The organism is Algoriphagus sp., assembly GCF_024642405.1.
Taxonomy (GTDB): domain Bacteria; phylum Bacteroidota; class Bacteroidia; order Cytophagales; family Cyclobacteriaceae; genus Algoriphagus.
Window position 1 is genome coordinate 10353 of record NZ_JAHEBC010000010.1, and the last position, 22415, is coordinate 32767.

Consider the following 22415-nt stretch of genomic DNA (forward strand, 5'->3'; position numbering starts at 1 on the left):
ATTACCATTAGCTTTAATGGCGGGTATGGGCTTTGTTGGAGTGTTTTCAGGAGCAACCAATACCCCATTGGCTTGTACGGTTATGGGAATGGAGCTTTTTGGGGTGGAATCAGGATTTTTCTTGGCAATTGCTTGTTTGGTTGCCTATCTATTTAGCGGAAGGTCTAGTATTTACTCGGCCCAAAACTTGGATGGAAAGATCCACATTTACACCAAAAAAAGCGGGTTTTCTTTGAAACGATGGCTAAAAAATTGAACCTTAAAGTAATGTTTTATTTATCTAGAAGCTGATTCTTCTATGAAACTGAAATTCAAATTTTTTTCTAATCCTGATCGTAATTTATTCTTTTTACGAAAGCTAAAAGCAATCGTAGAAAGGGTAGTTCGGTACAGCAGTTTCATGACCTTCGGCCTATTGCTATATCATTTGGGATATGATCCCAGTCCTTTGGCTTATGCTTTATCTTCCTTTGTTTTCACATTTTGTCTGATCCTAATAGGTGTTGGATACCTTTTAAAAATAGTTCTGAACGAACCAACGATTTTTATTGGTCGAGTAATCTTGGAAATTTTACTTTCTCTATTCCTGATCAGTTTTGCACTATTGCGTTGGGATGCATTTGGGCTGGAATTTTCAGAAGGGATCCTAAGTTATTCCCGCCACTATTTTTTAGTAAATATTTTAGTGGCAATTCTGTTTTTTATAGAAGTAAGCAAATTTAGCCTAAGTATCAACAAGCTCAAGGCGAGTCCTACTCTGGTTTTCATATTAAGTTTCTTTATTCTCATATTGGTCGGAGCTATATTATTGAGCCTCCCCCATGCCACCAGAAATGGGATAAGTTTTATTGATGCCTTGTTTACCTCCACCTCTGCAGTTTGCGTCACTGGACTTATTGTAGTAGACACGGCCAAGGATTTTACATTTTTTGGACAGACGATCATCATGGTTTTATTTCAAATAGGAGGGTTGGGGATGATGACATTTACCAGTTTTTTTGGGTTCTTTTTTAAAGGAAATTACTCCATTAAAAATCAACTTTTTATAAGAGATTATATCAATGAAAACAATGTTGGAGAGATTTATTCCACTCTCCTAAAAATCATTTTCTTTACGGTATTAACTGAAGTTTTTGCAGCATTATTAATCTACCATTTTACAGATGATTCACTTTTTGCCAGTAAAGGTGATCAGATTTTCTTTTCTGCTTTTCATGCTATTTCAGCGTTCTGCAATGCAGGTTTTTCCACTCTGAGCAATGGATTATATGAGTCTGGATTTAGGGAAGCATACCATATGCATTTAGTTCTTGCAATCGCCATAATTCTCGGTGGAATAGGTTTTCCGGTGTTCATCAATTATTACAATTACCTCAAGCATGTGGTGGTAGGAGGCACAAAAAAACTATTGGGATTAGAGGATTATCGGCATATCCCGAGAATCTCCAACATCAGTACCAGACTGTCCCTTTATACAACAGGAATTCTTTTAATCGTCGGCATAATCACCTTTGGTATATTTGAAAGGAACAGCACATTAGAAGGATTAAGCCCCTATGGCAAAATTGTGACCACTATCTTTGGAGCAGTTACTCCTAGAACTGCCGGATTTAATACCGTTGACATGACGATGCTTACAGTTCCAACAATTCTAATCTATTTGATTTTAATGTGGATTGGCGCCTCTCCAGGTTCCACGGGAGGAGGTCTAAAAACCAGTACCTTTGCCGTTGCTATTCTGAATACGCTGAGCATAGCTACCGGAAAAAAGAGAGTTGAAATATTTCGTAGACAAATCTCGAACGAGACTATTCAAAAAGCCTTCGCAGTAATTGCTTTATCCCTTTTAGTAATAGGTTTTGCTATCTTTTTAGTCATGTTATTTGACCCCCAACTCCCATTGATAGATGTGGCTTTTGAGGTATTTTCTGCTTTCTCCACAGTAGGACTAAGCTTGGGAATTACTTCTCAACTTGGTACTGCCAGTAAATTGGTGATTATGATGTGTATGTTTGTGGGTAGGGTAGGTACTCTTACCGTTTTGATAGCTGTTGTCAGAAAGGCTGGTCAACATCGATACAAATATCCAGAGGAAAATGTCTTTATTACTTAAATTGTTGAAGGCATAAAATCAAACTTGAATTTCTTAGTTTGTGCGTAAAGAAGGTTGAAAAAACAAAGGAGATTCCAATTGGACTACAAAAATCAAATCTTAAACACATGAAATACATCATTGTAGGTATGGGAAATTTTGGCGGGTATCTCTCCATGAGATTGACCGACTTGGGCCATGAAGTGATTGGTGTGGACAATAACGAAAACCGAATCGACCTGATCAAAGATAAAATTACCCATGCAGTTACCATGAATGCTACTGATACCCAGGCGGTCAAGAACCTACCGTTAAAGGATTGTGACGTTGTAATCATAGCCATCGGAGAGGATGTTGGAGCATCTATCCTGTCAACAGCAATATTCAAACAACTGAAGGTAAAGCGAATTATCGCCAGAGCTATAAATGATCTCCATGAAACTGTAATCCGGAGTATTGGGGTGGATGAAATTATTCATCCAGAGGAGGAAACAGCCGATCGGCTTTCAAAGAGACTCCAGATGAAAGGCGTCATGGACTCTCTTGAGATTTCTGATGAATACAATATTGTCGAGGTAAGGCTTCCAAAAAGATACGCGGGATTGAAAGTCTCCGAGGCGGATATCCGAAAAGAATTTTTCCTTAACATTTTAACCATTATAAAGCTTGAAGATAAAACCAATATGCTTGGCATTAAAACTCAAGAGAAAAGAGTGATAGGAGTAATTACTCCAGACTATACCCTGGAAGAAAACGACGTTCTTTTACTTTTTGGAAAGATTAAGAACATTCAGGAATTCCTTAACCTGGATGATTAGCGCATTTTTATGCCACAGTTTCCACAAAAATTATCTGATGGTTTTAAATCATCTTTCCCACAATTTGGACAGGTGACCTGTTTTGGGGATTCATCTTTTTTACGTTGGGAAGCCATTTCTGAGCTTACTATACCTGTAGGCACCGCAATTATTGCATAACCCATTAACATGATAATAGAAGACACAAACTGACCCAAGGGCGTTGATGGTGTGATATCTCCAAACCCAACAGTAGTCAATGTCACAATCGCCCAATACATCCCAACAGGAATACTGGTAAAGCCATGTTCTGGGCCTTCGATAATAAACATCAACGTACCCATAATTAAGACAATAGTCACAACAAAGCCAATAAAAATCAAGATCTTATGTGAGCTAGCGCGCAAAGATTTCTGTAGGTATTCAGCTTCTGAAACATACCTTCCCAACTTCAAAATTCGAATAACTCTCAATAACCTTAAGGCTCTCACCACTGCCAAAAGCTGTGAATTGACCACAAAAAAACTTAAATATGAAGGTAAAATGGCTAATAAATCAACAATCCCATAAAAGCTGAAAATATATCCTTTTGGCTTTCTAGAAAGCCAAACCCGGAGAAAATATTCCACTGTAAACAAAGCTGTAAATACCCATTCCAACCATAAAAAAATCTCTCCATATGTAGCACGGAGGCTTGCAACAGAATCTAGAATGGAAACCAGAATACTTCCAAAAATCAAAAAGAGCAAAACAATGTCAAAGGTTTTAGAAGCCCAATCGTCAGACTCAAATACAATATGCGCCAGCCGCTTTTTAGTGATTTTCATAAATGAATTTAGGAAAAAAAATTAGGCTAAACCATTCAATCCAAATAGTAGATACGCTTTACTCGGGTACTGATATTAGTTAATAGTTCATAAGGGATAGTTCCAATTCTTTCTGCCAGTTCTTTTAAAGAAATCTGCTCTCCATATATAATCGCCTCGTCGCCTGCCTTTGCTTCGATCCCTGTCACATCCACCATACACATATCCATACAAACATTTCCTACAACTTCAGCCTTTTTTCCATCTATTAAAACATATCCCTTTCCATTGGAAAAACGCCTATCGTATCCATCGGCATAGCCAATAGAAAGTGTAGCAATTTTTCCTCCTTGGGGTAATGACCCTTTTCTTGAATAACCTACTGTTTCTCCTGCAGCAAGTATTTTTACCTGGGAAATAGTTGTTTTTAAAGTGCTGATCGCCCGAAGAGAACTTTCATATTTTCCAGTTACTTCAACTCCATAAAGTCCGATTCCCAATCGAACCATATCAAATTGGAATTCTGGAAAAGCCACGATTCCTGCGGAATTAAGTACATGATAAAGAGTAGAAGATGGTAAACAATTTTCAAGCCTAGACTTCATTCTAATGAATGTTTCGATCTGTTCAATGGAAAAATCTTTATGAATTTCTTCATCTGCTCCAACAAGATGTGTATAAACAGAAGCTATTTTCACATTTTTAGCCTTGGCAATAAGGTCTATTAATTCATCTAACTGGTTTTCCTCAAAACCTAATCTCCGCATTCCTGTATCCATGTCTAGGTGGATGGATAATTTTTTATCGCTTGAATGACAATAATTATTGATGGATTTGAAAAACTCTGAGCTAAAAACAACAGGCTCCAAATTAAACTCACTACAAAGTTCAATTGATTCTTCTAAGGGGTTCAAAACCATAATGGGAAGAGAAATCCCCTGTTTCCTAAGCGTTACACCTTCATCCGTAAATGCCACGGCCAGATAATCAGCACCCATGGTTTGAAGATGATTGGCAATCTCAAGAGCTCCACCACCGTATGCAAAGGCCTTTACCATTACCATCACTTTAGTTTCTGGTTTGATCAGCTTTTTGTAGAAATTAAAATTATGGGTTAGTGCATTGAGATTGATTTCCAGAGTAGTCCCATGAATGCGCTGTTGAAGCTTATTGACTACTCTTTCAAAACCAAATGGCCTTGCTCCAGTGATCAAAATCAGATCATTTGAAAATTGCTCCGGATTGAGAGATTCCAATAATTTTTCAGCGCTAAAAAAGTTTTCAAATCTTCCTGGAAAATAATTTGCCAGCAATGATATTTCATGACCCACTCCAATAATCTTATCCAGATTATAGCTTCCAATCAAATCAGAAACTGAACTGTAAATTTTTTCGGGAGATCCCTGTTGTAAAAAATCCGAAAGAATAAGAATTTTTCTATTCTTGGGTCTTTGCTGCTGCATAAAGTCCAAAGCCACTTTTAATCCTGCCAGATCATTATTGTAAGTATCATCTATCAACAAAGAATCATTTATGCCTGGCTTCAAGGTAAGCCGCATATCCACTGATTTCAAATGATTTAATCCCTGCTGAATAGATTCTGAGGTTTGCCCAAGGCTCAATGCGGCTATAATTACATGGGTTATATTTTCTAATGAAGCTGGATCTTTAAATGGAATCTGAAAAGTAAAAGTGCTTAAGTCTGATTTCAGGAGGAACATTTTAGCTCCTTTATCAAGAAGTTTTAAAGATCTTGAAAAATCTTCTCCCGGCTCATCTGACCAGGCAATCAACCTTTTCTTCGGAAAATTTTCTTCAATAATCTTAGCCAAAAAACTTTGATCTTTGCAATAGATTAGAAAATCTGATTTTTCAAAAAGACTAAGTTTTTCCAAAGCCTTCTGCTCTATACTTTCAAAACCTTCCTGATGAGCAGTCCCTATATTAGTGAAAATTCCAAGGTCAGGACGAATCATTTCCTCAAGAGCTTTCATTTCGCCAGTTTTTGAAATCCCTGCCTCCAATATTGCAACTTGATGATCTTCCTCTATTCCAAAAATAGAAAGTGGTACTCCGACTTGGGAATTATAACTCTTAGGGCTTTTGGCTACCTGATATTTTTGACTCAAAACCTGGCCAAGCCATTCTTTAACGATAGTTTTACCATTGCTCCCGGTAATTGAAACGACTGGTTTTAAAAATTTACTGCGTTGAAATTTAGCTAATTTCTGTAAGGCTAAACGAGTGTCATGAACAACCACAAATGATGCATGACTCCCAATTGATTTGGGAGTATCATAATCTTCATGCACCAAGAAATTTTTAACACCGATCTCGAAAAGCGCAGGAATAAAAGTAATTCCATCCGCTTTAGCACCTTTTAAGGCTACAAAAGACTTTCTGAAGCATGAATAATCTGTCTCGAGTCTATGGCTATTTGGGAAATTAACCTGCTATTTGCCTGTCCCAAAAGTCTTCCCTCAGTGATTTCAGCAACCTGCTCAATGGTAAGCCTTATTAGCATATTACTCTGTTTTATTCTTCTTCTTCTTTTTCTTAAAAAACACCTGCTTTATCCATCGAGGCAAGAATAATGCCCCAAGAATTAGATATGGGTAATATGAAAGAAGCCTCCACAAAATACTAGTGACAAAGGTATATTTAGTGAGGAATTGAGTAAAAAACTGCGCAAAGAAGAACTCTGCAGTACCGCTACTTCCCGGTGTTGGAGAAATCATCATCACGATCCACATGATTACCTGTCTCGCAAATACAATGATATGCTCTTGAATGTCCAATGGAACAAAAGCGGAAATGAGTGCATTTAACATCAAATATCTCGAAGACCAAATGAATATTGTCGCAGCAACAATTGGTAGCCAGTATTTAAAACTTTTACCAGCAAGTTCTTTTGACGCTTCTATGATTTGATTTCCATATTCATCTGCATCATGCTTCCATTTACGAAGCCATTTGATTGAAAAAATCTTGATTAAAACCCATTTAAAAACTCTTGGTCTGTAGAAAAGAGCAGCAGCCATTACCAAACTATAGGTAGCATAAAGCGCATAACTAACCCAAAAAATCGCCTCCATACTATTCTGGAGTTGTGTTTCCAACACTTTACTTTCAGGAAATATATTCCCCTGAGCAAAGAAGAGAATGATCGGAGCTCCTATCACAAAAAAGAGATTGTCCAATATTGCTGTTACCATCACATAGGCGATGGCTTTGCCTAATTTGATTCCTTCTTTATTTAAAATAAAAATTGCTACAGCAGTGCCTCCTACTACAGAAGGGGTTACAGCAGATGCGAATTCCCAAAGGATAATAACATAAATTGACCTACTCCAAGAAAGATGTCTATCGGTGATTTCCCGAATTCGATAAACATAACCTGCATCTCTGAAGAGAATAACCAAAATGGCCAAGAAAATCCAAATCAATGAGGCATCAAATACCACATTTAACGTTTCCGCATTGATCGATGGATCAAAATAAAACATAGCAAACACGATCCCAAGGCCAATTATGACCGGAAACCAAACCTTGTTTGGGTTGAGTGTTTGAAAGATTTTTTTATTGTCCAACTTCATACTTAGCCTGCGGCGATTGGCTCAGTCTTTTCCACCCAAAAATTATTAAATCCCTCCCCAATGATGATCGTCACTTTAGAGAGTTGAAGTAATTCGAGGATGGCCAGAAAGGTGTAAATCACAAAAATTTTATCAGGTTTGTAGGTGATAAATTCGGAAAAAGACACCTGTTTTTTGAAACTGATTTTTTCTAAAACAAAGTCTTTTTGCTGCTCAATTGTATAGGGATATTGGATGACGGTATGAGTTGTTTGATCTCTTCTTGAAGCAAATTTGGCCATACTTCGTTGAAAAACCTTAAGCAACTTATATAAATCCACATGTTGCATTTCAGCATCAACATCTTCACTTTTATTTAATTCCTGAAGTTCAAAAATAATATTTCCTCTTTTTTCTTTAGAAAGTCTATTTTCTTCAAGGCCTGCCAAATCCTGTATCACAGACTTATACTTTTTGTACTCCAAAAGGTTTCGGATCAATTCCTCTCTTGGATCTATCTCTTCCCCTTGCTCATTTAATTCCGGTCTGGGAAGCAACATTTTAGATTTGATCCGCATTAAAGTAGCTGCAAAAAGGATAAAGTCACTGGCTACTTCAATTTCCATTTGCTCCAAATGGTGGAGGTAATTAAGGAAATCATTGGTAATCTTCGAGATAGGAATATCATAAATATCCAATTCATCCCGCTCAATGAAGAATAACATCAAATCGAACGGGCCCTCAAAAAGCGGTAATTTGATTTCGAAACTCAAGGGATATTTAAATTATTGGTTAATTTTGCCACCTTGTAGCCAAAGATATTCAATTAAGCTTAAATTAATTGGACTTAAGCAAAAGAAAGAAAAAAGGCTTCGAATGAATTCTTAAATGCTCTTATAACAAAGTCTTCAGATGATGGTTATTTCTTTCAAGCACCAGAATAACAAACAATGTTAATTCAACCAGGAGAATTATTAGCACAAATCAACAGCCCAGCTGATCTGAAAAAGTTTCCAAAGGATAAACTTGTTCAGATTTGTGATGAACTGCGTCAATTTATCGTCGATAACGTATCTGTTTATGGCGGTCATTTTGGAGCTAGTTTGGGTGTGGTTGAGTTAACAGTTGCTTTACACTATATACTCAATACACCCGAAGATCAGTTGGTGTGGGACGTAGGCCATCAGGCTTATGGTCATAAAATTCTTACTGGAAGAAGAGATTTATTTCATACCAACCGAGTTTATGGTGGCCTTTCCGGTTTTCCAAAAAGAAAAGAAAGCATTTATGATACTTTTGGCGTAGGTCATTCCAGTACCTCCATTTCAGCAGCGTTAGGGATGGCTGTAGCTTCTAAATATAAGGGCATCAAGAAACAACATGTCGCTGTAATAGGAGATGGATCCATGACCGGAGGAATGGCTTTCGAGGCAATGAATCATGCAGGAGTCAGTGACTCCAATCTTTTAATTATCCTTAATGATAATTGCATGTCCATTGATCCAAATGTAGGAGCTCTAAAGGATTATTTGACAGATATTACAACTTCACATACTTACAATAAAGTAAAAGATGAAGTATGGAAAGTATTGGGAAAATTCAGCAAGTTTGGATCCAGTGCCCAAGAAGTAATTTCCAAAGTAGAGGGAGCCATTAAGTCGGCTGTTTTAAAACAAAGCAATTTATTTGAATCGCTTAACCTAAGATATTTTGGACCAGTAGATGGACATGATGTAAACCATCTTGCAGAAATACTGAAGGATATGAGAGATATCCCCGGCCCAAAAATATTGCATTGCGTAACTGTAAAAGGGAAGGGTTATGCGCCTGCAGAGAATGGAAATAAAACCACTTGGCATGCCCCTGGGACTTTTGATAAAGTAACTGGAGAAATATTCAAAAAAACACCGTCTGTTCCCCAAGCTCCTAAATACCAAGATGTATTTGGAAATACTTTGGTAGAATTAGCAGAAGCAGATGATAGAATTATGGGAGTGACTCCTGCAATGCCGTCTGGATCTTCGTTGAACATAATGATGAAGGCTATGCCAGAAAGAGCATTCGATGTTGGAATAGCAGAACAACACGCAGTAACTTTTTCGGCAGGTCTTGCCACTCAAGGTCTTGTTCCTTTCTGTAATATATATTCAACCTTCATGCAGCGGGCTTATGATCAGGTCGTGCATGATGTTTGTTTACAAAATTTGCCGGTAGTGCTCTGTCTTGATAGAGCCGGGTTTGCAGGGGCAGATGGACCAACACATCATGGTGCTTATGACATCTCTTATTTCAGGTGCGTACCAAATATTGTAGTTTCGGCTCCTATGAATGAGGAAGAACTTCGAAATATGATGTATTCTGCTTCTTTACACAATGGGCCATATTCAATCCGATATCCGAGAGGAAAAGGAGTCATGCCGGAATGGAAAACACCGTTTAGAAAAATTCCAGCCGGTCAAGGAAGAATCATCAAAGAAGGTGAAGAAGTGGCTATTTTAACAATCGGCCATATTGGAAATTACGCTGTTGAAGCTTGCGAAACACTTAAAAAAGAAGGTTTAAATCCTGCACATTACGATATGCGCTTTGTAAAACCACTTGATGAGGAAATGCTTCATGAGGTATTTGGCAAATTCAAAAAAGTCATCACCATAGAAGATGGTTGTTTGATGGGAGGATTTGGTTCAGCTATTTTAGAATGGATGATGGATCATGGTTATCAATCTCAAATTAAGCGTTTAGGAATTCCAGATGCAGTAATTGAACATGGTGAACAAATGGAGCTTCATAAAGAATGTGGATTTGATCCAGAAGGAATTGCCGAAGCAGTAAGAAGCATGACCGATGTGGTCAAAGCCTTATAAAATCCAAATATGTCAAGTATTCATTTTTTTGAAAAAGGTCAGGGAAATCCCCTCATCTTAATACATGGTTTCTGTGAAGTAGGAAAAATGTGGCAAGATTTTGCCGAAAAATTGTCTTCTGATTTTCGAGTAATATGCCCTGATCTTCCGGGTATGGGCCAATCTCCTCTGAATTTAGAAAAACTATCTCTCGAAGAAATTGCAGTTATATTAGAAGAATGGATGGATGAAAACAACATTCAAAACCCGATTTTTGTAGGACATTCGCTCGGTGGTTATATCACACTTGCTTTAGCAGAATTAATGGGCCAAAGAATCAAGGCAATCGGTTTATTCCACTCCACTGCCTTTTCAGATAGTGAAGAAAAAAAAGGAATGCGTGATAGAACAGTTGTCTTCCTTCAAAAATATGGCGTTGATGCTTTCGTCACTTCTTTTATTCCACCATTATTCCCTGAAAACCGAAGAGAAGAATTTGATACAGATATTCAGAAGGCAATAGAGCAGGCAAAAACCTGTTCCTTAGAAGGTCTTACTGCTTTTACAAAGGCCATGAGAGATCGGAAAGATCGGTTTGAAATACTTAGAGATTTTTCAGGCCCTAAGCTTTTCATAGCCGGTGAACTTGACACTGCTGTCCCTATTGAGGCTAGCCGAACCCATAAAGAAGTTGTGACTAATTATGTTGAGTTGGCAAATACCGGACATGTAGGTATGATAGAAAGAAAGTTGGAAACGATTGAGATCGTTAGGGAGTTTTGTAAAAGCTGTCTTTAAAGCTGGGACCCCAAAATACCCATCAGCCTTTCCAGATAAGTTTGATCAGTATTGTCGAAATCGTCCAATTGGTCCGAGTCAACATCCAAGATCATTGCAACTTGGTCACCCTTAAAAACGGGAACAACAATTTCGGATTTGGATGCTGAACTACAGGCTATATGGCCTGGAAAAGCATCCACATCTGGAACCACCTGGGTTTTAGCTTCTTTCCAAGCAGTACCGCAAACTCCCTTTCCTAAAGAAATTCGGGTACAGGCAATTGGTCCTTGAAAAGGTCCTAATACCAATTGATTTTCTTTCACTAAATAAAAGCCAACCCAAAAAAACCCAAATGCTTCTTTAAGAGCAGAAGAGATATTAGCCAGATTGGCGTATAAATCCGGTTCACCACCAATCAATGCTTCAATTTGAGGGATTACGGCTTCATATTTTTCTGCTTTAGTAGCAGATTCAGGGATGTATAAATTTTCAGACATTGTAGTGTATTGCTAGTCGATCTTCTAAAATGGAAATTATTTCTGTAGGAGGTTTTGCAATTACAGGTGCTTCAATTCCTTCCTCAAAATTGTTTTGGCTGGTAAACACCCGGGCTTCATCCCAAAGTTCAGATTCCAGAAACTTATTTAGGAGATAGCTTCCCCCTTCCACAATCAAGCTTTGAACTTTTCTTTTTTGGAGATCCTCAAGTATTGAATTAATGGAAAAACCATTTTTAAGCTTTACAAATTCAAGGTTGCCTTTTTCTTCCGCCTTTTGAGTGTTATAACATAAAGTAGGAACCGCTTGGTCAAATAGCTTTAAGCTTTGAGATAATTCCAGATTACTATCAATTACCAGTCTTAAAGGGTTTTTCCCAGACCAATCTCTCACATTCAAGGCAGGATCATCATATTTTGCAGTGTTTTTTCCTACTAGGATCCCATCCTCCTCTGACCTCCACTTATGAACCAATTGACGGCTCGAAGAATTACTGATCCATTTTGAAGAAAAATCTTTTCTTGCAACAAATCCATCCTGAGTCTGTGCCCATTTGAGAATCACATAGGGTCTATTCTTTTCAATTTGAGTAAAAAATCTACGGTTTTGCCATCTCGCTTTTTCCTCTAAGACTCCGGTCTTTACTTCGATTCCTGCATCTTTTAGAATTTTGATTCCTTTTCCTCCAACAAGGGGGTTTGAATCTACTGCTGCAATTATAACCTTTCCAACTCTCTTTTCTACTAAAAGATTAGCACATGGAGGTGTCTTTCCAAAATGTGCACAAGGTTCCAACGTAACATAAACAGTTGCTCCCTGCAAATATGTTTGATCTTTAACATCATTCACCGCATTCACTTCTGCGTGGGGTTCTCCATATTTTTGATGGTAACCTTCTCCTATAATAATATCATCCTGCACAATTACACAACCCACCAAGGGATTGGGACTAACTCTACCTCTACCTAATTCGGCGAGTTCCAAAGCTCTCTTCATGTAGAGTTCTTCACTCATATTACGGCTTCCGTTTTAAGTTCACCAAATTTAATGTGCTAGTTTCACCTGCCACTATTTCTATATTATTAACCAAAGTGTCGGCATAAGATTCATTTTTGGGATCATAATAAAATGAATAATTGCCTTCGGGCAATATAAAATTATAGGTCCCAGAACTATTTGAATGTGTGCTAATAGAGTCTCCATCCTGGATAGCATAAATAGCTGGCTGCAAAGCAGAAGGTGTCACTACACCAGTAATTTCTCCTGTGCCAGCGCCCTTATACGCTACCACAACTGGATCCAATTGAAGTGATAATGGACTTTCATTAGTCACTCGAATCGATTTTTCTAAATCAAAATCTAATACGATATCATAAGAAACAGCCTGTTCCAAATCCATTTCAATTTGAATTGGAATTTCTTTCAAAGACGGGTCTGCCAAAGGCATGTCGTATCGCTTTTCATTTAAATACAAATAATATTCGTCACCCAATTTCATGGTTAGTTTCAGTATTTTTCCTGAAGGAAGTTCGTCTCTGCCTAAAAGAAGAGCCTCACCAGCTATGAGTGAACTGACTTCTATTTTTTTGTCTCCGGGAGCATATGGGAGGAAAAAAGTCTCAATTGTGCCATCTTCTCTTCCTGTAGTAATCAATTCCACATCTACTCCGAGGATTTCCACAAATACTGAATCCCATTGGGCAGGAGAATCTACTAGAATTATATTTACCAACCCTTTTGGATTTGTATCAAAATCTTTACAGCTCCAAAGAATGGAAATTGAAAGGGCAAAAATTAATTTAAAAACGGTTCTATTCACAGTGTAAATTTAGCCTAAAACTATTCAAAATTTAAGGTTTAGGCTTTTTGTCACTAAATCATAAAAAAAGCCGGTCGAAACCGGCTTCATTTTATTTTTTAATTGGGCAGTAAGGTTATTGGATCTAAGGTTTTAACTTTTCCCTCTTCTACCAAAACGTTGTCTACTACCAAGACTTGATAACCTTCTAAGGGTGTAAAGGTCAAGGTATAGACGCCATCGTCCATTCCAAGAATTTTATAATTTCCATTTTCATCTACAAAAGTATTGTAGGAATCATCTCCTTTTTGAGCATTTACTGATATTGGCTGAGCTTCTGTTGGAAAAACCTGGCCCTTAAGTCCGGAGGCAGCTTCTTCCAAATATGCTCTTAATACTGGCTTTAAATTAATGTTTCCAGAGTTTCCGGCAACAACAATTGATTTCGCAACATCAAAATCAATGACCAAATTGTAACTCATTCCACCCTCAATATCTTCATCTACTTTGATTTTCAGGCCACTTTGCTGCGCACTAGGAGTTTTCAAATCAGAACGAACTCCATCTTTGACTACATAATTGTCATCTCCCAAAACCAATCTTAGCTGGTCGATTTCACCTTCTGGAAAATCCTCTGATCCTAAAAACAAGGAGTTTTCACCGGTCAAATCCAATAAATTCACATATCTGCTAGACTCATCATAAGGTATTTCAATCCAACCTATTTCATCGTCATCATCGCTTTGGGTATCATCATCACCTTGACCATCATCATCCGCTTTAACTCTGATGGCAAGAACTTCAATCCATACTTCATCGAAATCACCCGGGGCATCCACTAAATAAAAGTTGACACGGGCATTTCCTCCATTCAGAGATTCATCATCATTGGAACATGCTACAGCAAATAGAAGCACTCCACATAACATCAAATAATTAAATAAACTTTTCATTTGTAAATCGTTGGGTTAGTTGAAAATCTTTAGCCAATGTCCATGCCATTTTTAGATTTTTCGGATTTTAAACAGATTCTCAAAGGACCTTCTTATTTTTGGGGATGATGAAATGGGAAAAACTTTTAGCAAGGGGAAGATTTGGCGATAACCCGGGCTTTATTCCAACTCAATTTGTAAGAAGTGAATTTGAAGTAGATTATGATCGAATCATATTTTCGGCTCCTTTTAGAAATTTACAAGACAAAACTCAGGTATTTCCTTTACCAGAGCAGGCATTTGTACATACCCGTTTAACTCATAGCTTAGAAGTATCCAGTGTAGGCAGATCATTGGGAAAAGCAGCTGGAGAATATTTACTTAAAAAGTACCCTAACTTAGAAAAAACAGGGATTTCAGCTTATGAGGTAGGGGCAATAGTCGCTGCAGCAGCCTTAACTCATGATATTGGTAATCCTCCTTTCGGTCACGCTGGTGAGGAGGCTATTTCAGATTTTTTTAAATTCCACCAAGCTGGAAAATGCTGGGAATCTCATGTAAGAAGTGAGCAATGGGAAGATCTATGCAATTTTGAAGGGAATGCACAGGGCTTTAGGATGTTGGTTTCAAAGGCAAATGGTTTGAAATTGACATATGCCACACTTGCAGCTTTTACAAAATACCCAAGGCCAAGCTTTATTCCTCACCGGGATATCGCTAGGAGAAGTCAAAAAAAATACGGTTTTTTTATAAATCAACTAGCTGATTTTGAGCAATTAGGAAGCTTTCTTGGAATTGAAAAATCAAGTCCTGAGTGTTGGTTACGACATCCATTAGCATTTTTGGTTGAAGCGGCAGATGATATTTGTTACAGCATAATTGACTTGGAGGATGGATGCACCTTAGGACTGGTCAGCTTTGAGGAAACAGTGAAGCTACTTTCTCCGATTTTGAAGGATAAGTTTGACCCGATAAAACTAAAAGATAGAACCAATTCCCAAAATTTGGGAGCTTTGAGAGCTTTGGCAATAGGAGAACTAATCAATGAAACTGTAGAAGTTTTCGCACAATATGAGGAGAGCATGTGCAAAGGAAATTTTGACAAAGCCCTCACAGATATTATCCCTTCTGCAAAGGCACTCCAAAAAATAACAACAATTTCTGTTGAAAAAATCTACAGGTCCAAAGTGGTACTTGAAAAGGAGGCGGCTGGCTTTCAGGTTTTAGAAGGGTTGCTTTCTGTTTTCTCTCAGGCATTATACCATCAATTCTATCATCAAGATAGATTCTCTGGTCAAGACAAAAGTATCTTAAGACTATTGCCAGAAGATTTTCCTTTGAAAGGTTGGGGAGCTGAAGTCAACCCTTATCCTTTACTCAGAGCACTTGTCGATTACATATCAGGAATGACAGATAAATATGCATTGAACCTCTATCGAAGAGTCAAAGGCATTTCATTTCCAGGCTCTTAAATAAAATCAAGGTTTAGTTTTAGGTCATTTTTCTTGTTAGAATTGTGACCTTTTCTGTTCAAAAAAAATATTATCACTTATCGGCTTAAATCTTGTAATTAATTAAGCCGATAAATTGCTATTTCCCGTAAATAGATTCATTGATAAATATTCCTAACTAATCATTAATGGGGTCTATTTACATCTAACCATGAATTATGAAAAAGACACTTCTAATACTGTCAGGTATATTTTTATTTCTAATTGCTTCAGCAATAGCGATTCCTTTTATTTTCAAGGATAAAATCGCTGCCCGAATTGACCAAGAAATTGCCCAATCTGTGAATGCCAAGGTAATTTATGATCTGGATAAGATCAGTCTCAGTATTTTCAGAAGCTTCCCGGATATCTCCGCAAATGTTAAAGAATTCGGGATTGTTGGGAATGAACCTTTTCAAAATGATACGTTGGCAAGACTTGATGAATTACAAATAGATTTTAATCTTAAATCTGTTCTTTTTGATGATTATCCCACATTGACAGGGGTTCATCTGAATGGGGGTAGCCTTTATATAAAAGTATTGAAAGACGGAACCGCCAATTACGACATTACATACCCTTCAGAAGATTCAACTACTTCAGAAGAAAATAATATGAAAATCGGAGTAGATCAGATTGAAATCAATGATCTTAATTTAGTTTATGATGACCGCCAACTTGAATATTTCATGGCACTGGGAGGGATTCAAGCAAATGGAAAAGGAGAGTTTACCTCAGATGTGTATGAATTGCCCATAAAAATGGAAGCCTTAATTGCCGAAATCACTTACGAAGGCACTAGTTATTTGAGCAATAAAAGTTTCAAAGGGGAGACTCTTGTAAACATTGACATGGAAAACATGAAATTTACCTTTGGAGAGGGTGATTTTCAATTGAATGATTTTTTATTCGGATTCTCAGGCTACATAGCAATGCCTACTGATGATATCGAAATGGATTTGGCTATTGAAGGAAAGAATAATGAATTCAAAAGCATTCTCTCTTTGGTACCTGGAATTTATTCCGAAAGCTTTTCAAGTTTGGAAACTTCAGGAACCATGGATTTTCAAGGAACCATCAAAGGCATTTACAACGAAGAAAAAACTCCATCTTTTGATATTGGGCTGAAAATCTCTGAAGGAATGTTCCAATATCCGGATTTACCCAGACCAGTAAAAAACGTCAATCTAGACATGCAGGTAAAAAATGAGACTGATAACCTAGATAATACATCTATCGCAATCCCGACCTTTAATCTGGCTTTTGGAAATAACCCTATTTCCGGGAAATTTTTTCTATCAGACTTAGTCTCTTATACCATAGATGCTGCTCTAAACGGAAAACTCAATCTCGAAGAAATGACTTCCATTTTTCCAATAGAAGGAATGGCCCTGAAAGGAAATTTGGATATCAATGCTACTGCGAAGGGTCGATATGATTCTGTAGCTGGGATTATTCCAAACATCGATGCAAAATTGATTTTAGCAAATGGCTATGCAAAAAGTGCGGATTATCCAGCCCCTGTTGAAAACATCCGTGTCAACGCGGAGATTCTCAATTCAAGCGGTAAAATGAATGATTTTCTGATTAATCTAAGCCAGTTTGGATTTGAGTTAGAGGAAGAACAAATCCAAGGAAGTATGAAAGTCTCGGATTTTGAAAAATTAAACTGGGATGGAGCAGTGAAGGGTGGGGTAGACCTAAAAAAACTTATGGCAATCTTTCCAATCGAAGGAACCAATCTGGAAGGTAGAATTCAAGCCAATATTCTAACCAAAGGATCTTACGCGGCTGTGGAATCTGGAAATTATAAGCAATTAGAAACAAAAGGGACAATGGAAGTAAACGCCTTTAGATATTCCTCCTCGGATGTTCCACAAGGAATCGAGATTTCCAAAGCTTTGGCAGAGTTTACTCCCACAAGTATCAACCTTACAGAATTTGATTCCAAACTTGGTGAAAGTCCAGTTCAGGCAAAAGGTTCATTAACTAATTACATGGATTATTTTCTAGGTGAAAATGGAACCTTAAAAGGTCAATTGGCTCTGACAAGCCCAAAGTTTAATGTGAATGAGTGGATGACGGAAGAAACCTCCTCAAATCCGGAGAATACCGAATTGACGGTTATTGAGCTTCCTCAAAACATAGATTTTTCAATGAGCGTTAATGCAAACGAGGTCTTCTATGACAACTTGACCCTCAAAGATATGAGGGGGAATATGACTTTAAGAGATGGTGTTTTAAGTTTCAGTGATGCATCTTTGAAAACATTAGGAGGAACTATTGCACTCAATGGAACTTATGATCCAAGAGATTTGACCGCACCAAAATTTAAGTTTGATCTGAATGTAGCAGAACTCAGTATTGCTGAGGCCTTCAAGTCATTTAATAGTGTAAAAGCTTTTGCTCCAATTGCTCAAAATCTAACAGGAAAATTCAATTCTAATCTTAGTTTTTCCGGGAATCTTGGACAAGATATGATGCCTTTATTGGCAAGTTTAGATGGATCGGGGCTTTTAAAAGTAGTGGAGACAGCATTAAAGGATAGTAAAATCCTGGAAGGGATTACCAGTTTGACGAAGCTAAAAGATGCAAATACCATCACTTTGAGAAATATGACTATTCCTATTAGCATTAAAAATGGTGTCATGGATGTGAAACCTTTTGACGTGAAGCTTTGGGATTACCAAGCCAATGTCCAAGGTTCGGCAGGATTTGATGGCTCTATCAACTATTTGGTCAATATGCAGATTCCTGCAGGTCAATTAGGTGCACAGGCTAATTCTTTACTTGCCTCGATTTCTGGTAATCAAGCAGATGAAAACACCAACATACCTTTGGCATTAAACATATCAGGTACTTATAATTCACCAAAAATAGCCTTGGCAGGGGGTAACAGTATAGAAGCTCTATTAACAAACGCTTTAAAAGCAAGAGTCAGTGGAGAAACCCAAGCACTGCAGACAAAAGCTACGGAAGAATTTAATGCTGCTCAGGATAGTATTAAGAAAGAAATGAAACTCAAAGCAGAGGTGGTTCAGGACAGTGTCAAAAAAGTCCTGCAAAATCAAACGAACGCGACAAAGGACAAAGCTGCTGATGAGGCAAAAAAATTACTCAAAGGTTTTTTTACAAAACCTAAAGAAACAACAAAACCTGATACTACTTCAGTCAATAATAATTAACAAATATCAAAAACAAAAAGCCCCGAAACGTACTGAATCGGGGCTTTATCTGTTACTATCAATCAATCTTTTCTGTAAGGTTTAGAGTTTTTATCTCTTGCCTAAATCATTTTAAATTAATTTTTAAACTCTATTTCGTTGATAGATGCAAGTATTCCATCTCCCTTTACGTCTGAATTTTTGAATACAAAGTAAACGTCATGTTTTCCAGTAACCTCTGATATCGAGACAGTTGGCTTTGCGGAATTTTGTCTTCTCCATTCTAGTGGAGAGACACCTGCAGGAGGTCTAAATCCTCCTTCAGGAGCTTCCGTTACTTTTTCAGATTCACCCAATATTTTGCCTGTAGGAGAGTCCAATCTAACTTCAACCGATGCTCCTTTGGCATCAACTCGAGCGCTTAGACCTAAATACAGCGTTATTTCTTTAATCCCTGTCATGTCTAAATCCTTAAACCCAATATAAGATTGATCACCAACCATGAAGAAACTAACCCTAGGAGTAGTCAGCAATTGCACGCCTTTTCTTACTTCAGAAAGTTGTGGGTCTAAGAAAGGGTTTCGCAAGGCAACAATGTCCTCCCCTGTTAAAGAAGTAATATTTTCTGCTCCTTTATCAGAGTAAAATGCTCTTAATAAATACCCTCCTTGACCATCTTCTCCTTCAGGAACTTCTGGATTTAGTTTTCCTTCTAAAGGAAGGGAAGAAACAGTAGGCTGCACTTCATTCATACTGAAGATATAATCAATCATTCTTTTGGCATCTGCCTCAGAAAGCTGTGGATGGGCACTCATGGCATGATCTCCCCAAACACCGCTTCCTCCATTGATTACCTTACCGACTAGCATACTGACATTTTCTGGAGTATTTGGATATTTTAAAGCTACGGCTGAATAACTTGGTCCGATTGAAGTTGTATCGTATTGGTGGCAAGATTTACAATCGCTTGCTTCAATGAGATTTCTTCCAATATTTAGTACCGCCATCGACTCTGCTCCACTTTGTTTGGAGGCCATTTCGATCGGATCAAATCCCGCTGGCACATAGTCGAAAGTAACAGCAACTTCCTCTGGTTTGATTGATCCATCTGCCGTGCTTCCATCTTCTTTATCAGAAACGGAAACCTGATAATCAAGAGACTTGTCACCAAAATAAAAGGTTTTGTTTTTGCCTTTGAAATCAATGCTTACCTCCGGTTTATCATTTCCAGCTACTAAATCAAAGCTTGCTGAATTACTTTCTCCTTTGGTATCCGTAACGGTCAATGTAGCTTTATAGGATCCTGGGGTCTCAAAAGTATAGGATACATTTTCTCCCTGAAGGTCAACCACAGTACCATTGTCAGAAGTAATAGCCCAACTATAAGATAGATTTCCTTGATCATAATCATCAAAATCATTCGTCCCGGCTGCCGTAAAGTTTGTCGTAAATGGTATAGAGCCTGCTAGTTTATCAGCTGCTGCACTTACGTTTGGCTTTCTATTTCCAGCATTGTATTCAATTTTTACCAATCTTGAATTTGCATTTCCTCTAAACCAAGCACTACCATACTCCAAAATATACAATGCCCCATCCGGTCCAAAATCCATGTCAATAGCAGAGCTAAATGTTTCTTCTGGTAGAAATCTCTCCATCGATTGATAATCACCATTTTCATCCATACTCACAGACATGATCCAACCTCTCATAAAATCAACAATTAACCATTTTCCATCATAATACGCCGGGAAAACATATGGAGCATCTTTTGAGAAGTCCGCTTTTCTAAAGACTGGTCCGCCTGTAGCACTCCTTCCAGAACTTCCCAGCATTGGGAAAATTTCGGAAACACCATAGGGATACCAGATAAATGCAGGAATCACTGGTGTTGGAAGTTCTCTAAGGCCTGTATTATTAACCGATTCATTCACAGGATTATTTACATCAAAGGGCTCGCCGTAAGTCTCTGTCGCCAAATCATGTCTATTGTATGGATAATTATCTCCAATAAAATATGGCCAGCCAAAGAATCCAGGACCTTTAGCCTGATTGAATTCATCATATCCTTTTGGCCCCCAGATAGAATCAACAGAAGCATCAGGTCCAACTTCTCCCCAATACAAATAGCCTGTTTTACTATCTAAAGTGGGTCTCCAAGGGTTTCTATGGCCCATGGTATAAATTTCAGGTTTGGTTTTCTCAGTACCTGCAGGAAATAGATTTCCTTCTGGAATGGTGTATGTTCCATCATCTTCAGGATGGATTCTTAAAATTTTACCTCTTAAATCATTGGTATTTCCAGGAGCTCTCTGATCATCTGAATTCTCATAACCAGGTCTTTCATCTAGATTTGATGTTCCAGTTCTTGGGTTTACTGTGTTATTTCCAACTGTCAGATATAAGTTTCCCTCTTGATCAAAAACCATCCCGCCTCCAGTGTGGCAACATTCCTCCCGTTGGGTTGGAACTACCAAAAGTATCTTTTTGGACTCTTCGACAAGGGTGTTTCCATTCAGTTCATATCGTGCCAAAACATGCTGTGTATCCACAGGGTCAGCGTAATAAAGATAAACCCAATGGTTTTTTTCAAAGTCCGGATGTGCTATCACACCCATTAAACCTTCTTCTGCTTCTCTGACTGCACCTTCTTTATTGGTGTATTTGGTGTTGACCGGAATAGTTGCTATCAAGGTCATCTCACCTGTTTTTTCATCAAAGATTTTAACACCACCTTTTCTTTCAACCAATAGGACTCTTTGGTCAGGAAGAAAAGTCATCTCCATTGGCTCATCCATTCCTTCTGTTAAAACCACTTTCGTGAATCTATTTTCATCCGGTTTTATAGTTGGATCATCAATTGGTTCTGATTTTTGACAGGAACTAAAGGTGACAAGAGCTAAGATGAACAGAAAGGAAAAAATCCTCCCTGCATTATTCATCATACGATTCATACGTTTTATGTTAAGGTTATTGAGAAGGGTTTCAATAATTTGTCAATCTGACAAAATAGCCTAAAACTGCCTAGATAAAATTTATTCTACGGCATATTATTGGGATAAATGTGGGCTTTTTGTAAGAATTTAAATATGCTAATCCAACTTGACCAAATTTATTTTCTTTGAAAAACCGACTTGATCCAAAATCAAAACTCCACTTTCATTTTGGTTAAAGTCAAAACGAATCTCCCGAAGCGAGCTCAGATCAAATTCTGGATTCTTTGAAGAAACCTCATCAAAATCAAAAAAGAATGTCTGAAAAATATTCTCAGAATGATCCTTATCATCTAAAAAGTCAATCTTAAGAACTCTGGACTTGATTTGCCTCTGAAGGTGTGAAAACTCAGAAAGAAGAAATGAAATTTTTTGTCCTGAACTGTCAGTAAGTATGATGGTAAAATCTAAGGGGGCAGCTGGTTTTTTTTCTTCCTCTTTAGAATCTTCCTCTTCTTCCGCCTGAGATTCTCCGTCTACTTCCTCTTCTGTATTTTCTTCTACATTTTCGTTTTCAGAATCTTCCTCATTTTCATTATCCTCTACCCATTTTCCACCAGATTTAGGGTTTGAATTTTCTGTGGATTCTGCCAAAGCAAAAACTAGAACAGATGAGGAATCAGGTTTTGAATGATCATCACTTAACTCTA

General features: G+C 37.7%; 18 protein-coding genes. 7 read left to right on the plus strand and 11 right to left on the minus strand.

Annotated elements, in window-relative coordinates; genetic code table 11:
* The 3 genes from Q0L68_RS01705 to Q0L68_RS01715 all read left to right on the plus strand — a co-directional run.
* Positions 1–256, plus strand: a 256-nt coding sequence (locus Q0L68_RS01705; RefSeq protein ID WP_366938332.1) for a chloride channel protein, incomplete at its 5' end; no start/stop codon positions are given.
* A gap of 42 nt (positions 257–298) precedes the next feature.
* Positions 299–2113, plus strand: a complete 1815-nt coding sequence (locus Q0L68_RS01710) for a potassium transporter TrkG (RefSeq protein ID WP_296698497.1) — start codon at positions 299–301, stop codon at positions 2111–2113.
* A gap of 107 nt (positions 2114–2220) precedes the next feature.
* Positions 2221–2910 (plus strand): TrkA family potassium uptake protein, encoded by a 690-nt coding sequence (locus tag Q0L68_RS01715; protein WP_296698500.1) that lies wholly within the window; start codon positions 2221–2223, stop codon positions 2908–2910.
* Here the strand turns inward: Q0L68_RS01715 and Q0L68_RS01720 are convergent.
* The 5 genes from Q0L68_RS01720 to Q0L68_RS01735 are packed head-to-tail and all read right to left on the minus strand — an operon-like array spanning position 2907 to position 8043.
* Positions 2907–3716 (minus strand): ion transporter, encoded by an 810-nt coding sequence (locus Q0L68_RS01720; RefSeq protein WP_296698503.1) that lies wholly within the window; start codon positions 3714–3716, stop codon positions 2907–2909. The genes Q0L68_RS01715 and Q0L68_RS01720 overlap by 4 nt on opposite strands.
* 35 nt (positions 3717–3751) lie before the next feature.
* Positions 3752–6055 (minus strand): bifunctional UDP-N-acetylmuramoyl-tripeptide:D-alanyl-D-alanine ligase/alanine racemase, encoded by a 2304-nt coding sequence (locus tag Q0L68_RS01725; protein WP_366938334.1) that lies wholly within the window; start codon positions 6053–6055, stop codon positions 3752–3754.
* Between the two features lie 26 nt (positions 6056–6081).
* On the minus strand, positions 6082–6219 hold the full coding sequence (locus Q0L68_RS19980) for a hypothetical protein (RefSeq protein WP_366938333.1): 138 nt from the start codon (positions 6217–6219) through the stop codon (positions 6082–6084).
* 1 nt (position 6220) lies between these two features.
* Positions 6221–7291 carry a lysylphosphatidylglycerol synthase transmembrane domain-containing protein gene (locus tag Q0L68_RS01730; protein WP_296698506.1) on the minus strand — a complete coding sequence of 357 codons (1071 nt, stop codon included), beginning with the start codon at positions 7289–7291 and terminating at the stop codon, positions 6221–6223.
* Between the two features lie 2 nt (positions 7292–7293).
* Positions 7294–8043 carry a segregation/condensation protein A gene (locus tag Q0L68_RS01735; RefSeq protein WP_296698509.1) on the minus strand — a complete coding sequence of 250 codons (750 nt, stop codon included), beginning with the start codon at positions 8041–8043 and terminating at the stop codon, positions 7294–7296.
* Positions 8044–8220: 177 nt separating this feature from the next.
* Here Q0L68_RS01735 and dxs point away from each other — a divergent pair, with 177 nt between their 5' ends.
* Both dxs and Q0L68_RS01745 read left to right on the plus strand, forming a co-directional pair.
* Positions 8221–10134: a 1-deoxy-D-xylulose-5-phosphate synthase gene (gene dxs, locus Q0L68_RS01740; RefSeq protein ID WP_296698512.1), complete on the plus strand. Its 1914-nt coding sequence runs from the start codon at positions 8221–8223 to the stop codon at positions 10132–10134.
* Between the two features lie 9 nt (positions 10135–10143).
* The gene (locus Q0L68_RS01745) at positions 10144–10911 is read left to right on the plus strand and encodes an alpha/beta hydrolase (protein WP_296698515.1); all 768 of its coding nucleotides are present in this window, start codon (positions 10144–10146) and stop codon (positions 10909–10911) included.
* Here the strand turns inward: Q0L68_RS01745 and Q0L68_RS01750 are convergent.
* The 4 genes from Q0L68_RS01750 to Q0L68_RS01765 all read right to left on the minus strand — a co-directional run bounded on the left by Q0L68_RS01750 (position 10908) and on the right by Q0L68_RS01765 (position 14142).
* Entirely contained in the window at positions 10908–11390 is a 483-nt protein-coding gene (locus Q0L68_RS01750) for a GAF domain-containing protein (protein WP_296698518.1), read from the minus strand. The genes Q0L68_RS01745 and Q0L68_RS01750 overlap by 4 nt on opposite strands.
* A complete protein-coding gene (gene ribD / locus Q0L68_RS01755; protein WP_296698521.1) occupies positions 11383–12405 on the minus strand; it encodes a bifunctional diaminohydroxyphosphoribosylaminopyrimidine deaminase/5-amino-6-(5-phosphoribosylamino)uracil reductase RibD in 1023 nt (340 codons plus the stop codon). Before ribD ends, Q0L68_RS01750 begins: the two co-directional genes overlap by 8 nt.
* Before the next feature lies 1 nt (position 12406).
* Positions 12407–13210, minus strand: coding sequence for a DUF4382 domain-containing protein (locus Q0L68_RS01760; RefSeq protein ID WP_296698523.1), 804 nt, complete (start codon positions 13208–13210; stop codon positions 12407–12409).
* Between the two features lie 98 nt (positions 13211–13308).
* Entirely contained in the window at positions 13309–14142 is an 834-nt protein-coding gene (locus tag Q0L68_RS01765; RefSeq protein WP_296698526.1) for a DUF4382 domain-containing protein, read from the minus strand.
* Between the two features lie 107 nt (positions 14143–14249).
* Between Q0L68_RS01765 and dgt the strand changes: the two genes are divergently transcribed.
* Both dgt and Q0L68_RS01775 read left to right on the plus strand, forming a co-directional pair.
* Complete coding sequence (gene dgt / locus Q0L68_RS01770; RefSeq protein ID WP_296698528.1) at positions 14250–15593, plus strand: dGTP triphosphohydrolase; 1344 nt, start codon at positions 14250–14252, stop codon at positions 15591–15593.
* 197 nt (positions 15594–15790) lie between these two features.
* Positions 15791–18796, plus strand: coding sequence for an AsmA-like C-terminal region-containing protein (locus Q0L68_RS01775; RefSeq protein ID WP_296698531.1), 3006 nt, complete (start codon positions 15791–15793; stop codon positions 18794–18796).
* Between the two features lie 116 nt (positions 18797–18912).
* On the opposite strand, the gene Q0L68_RS01780 is transcribed toward Q0L68_RS01775, so the two are convergent.
* Together Q0L68_RS01780 and Q0L68_RS01785 are read right to left on the minus strand one after the other, a co-directional pair.
* Positions 18913–21717: a PQQ-dependent sugar dehydrogenase gene (locus tag Q0L68_RS01780; protein WP_296698533.1), complete on the minus strand. Its 2805-nt coding sequence runs from the start codon at positions 21715–21717 to the stop codon at positions 18913–18915.
* A 147-nt stretch (positions 21718–21864) separates the two neighbouring features.
* The coding region (locus Q0L68_RS01785; protein WP_296698536.1) for a hypothetical protein at positions 21865–22415 on the minus strand (551 nt) is incomplete at its 5' end.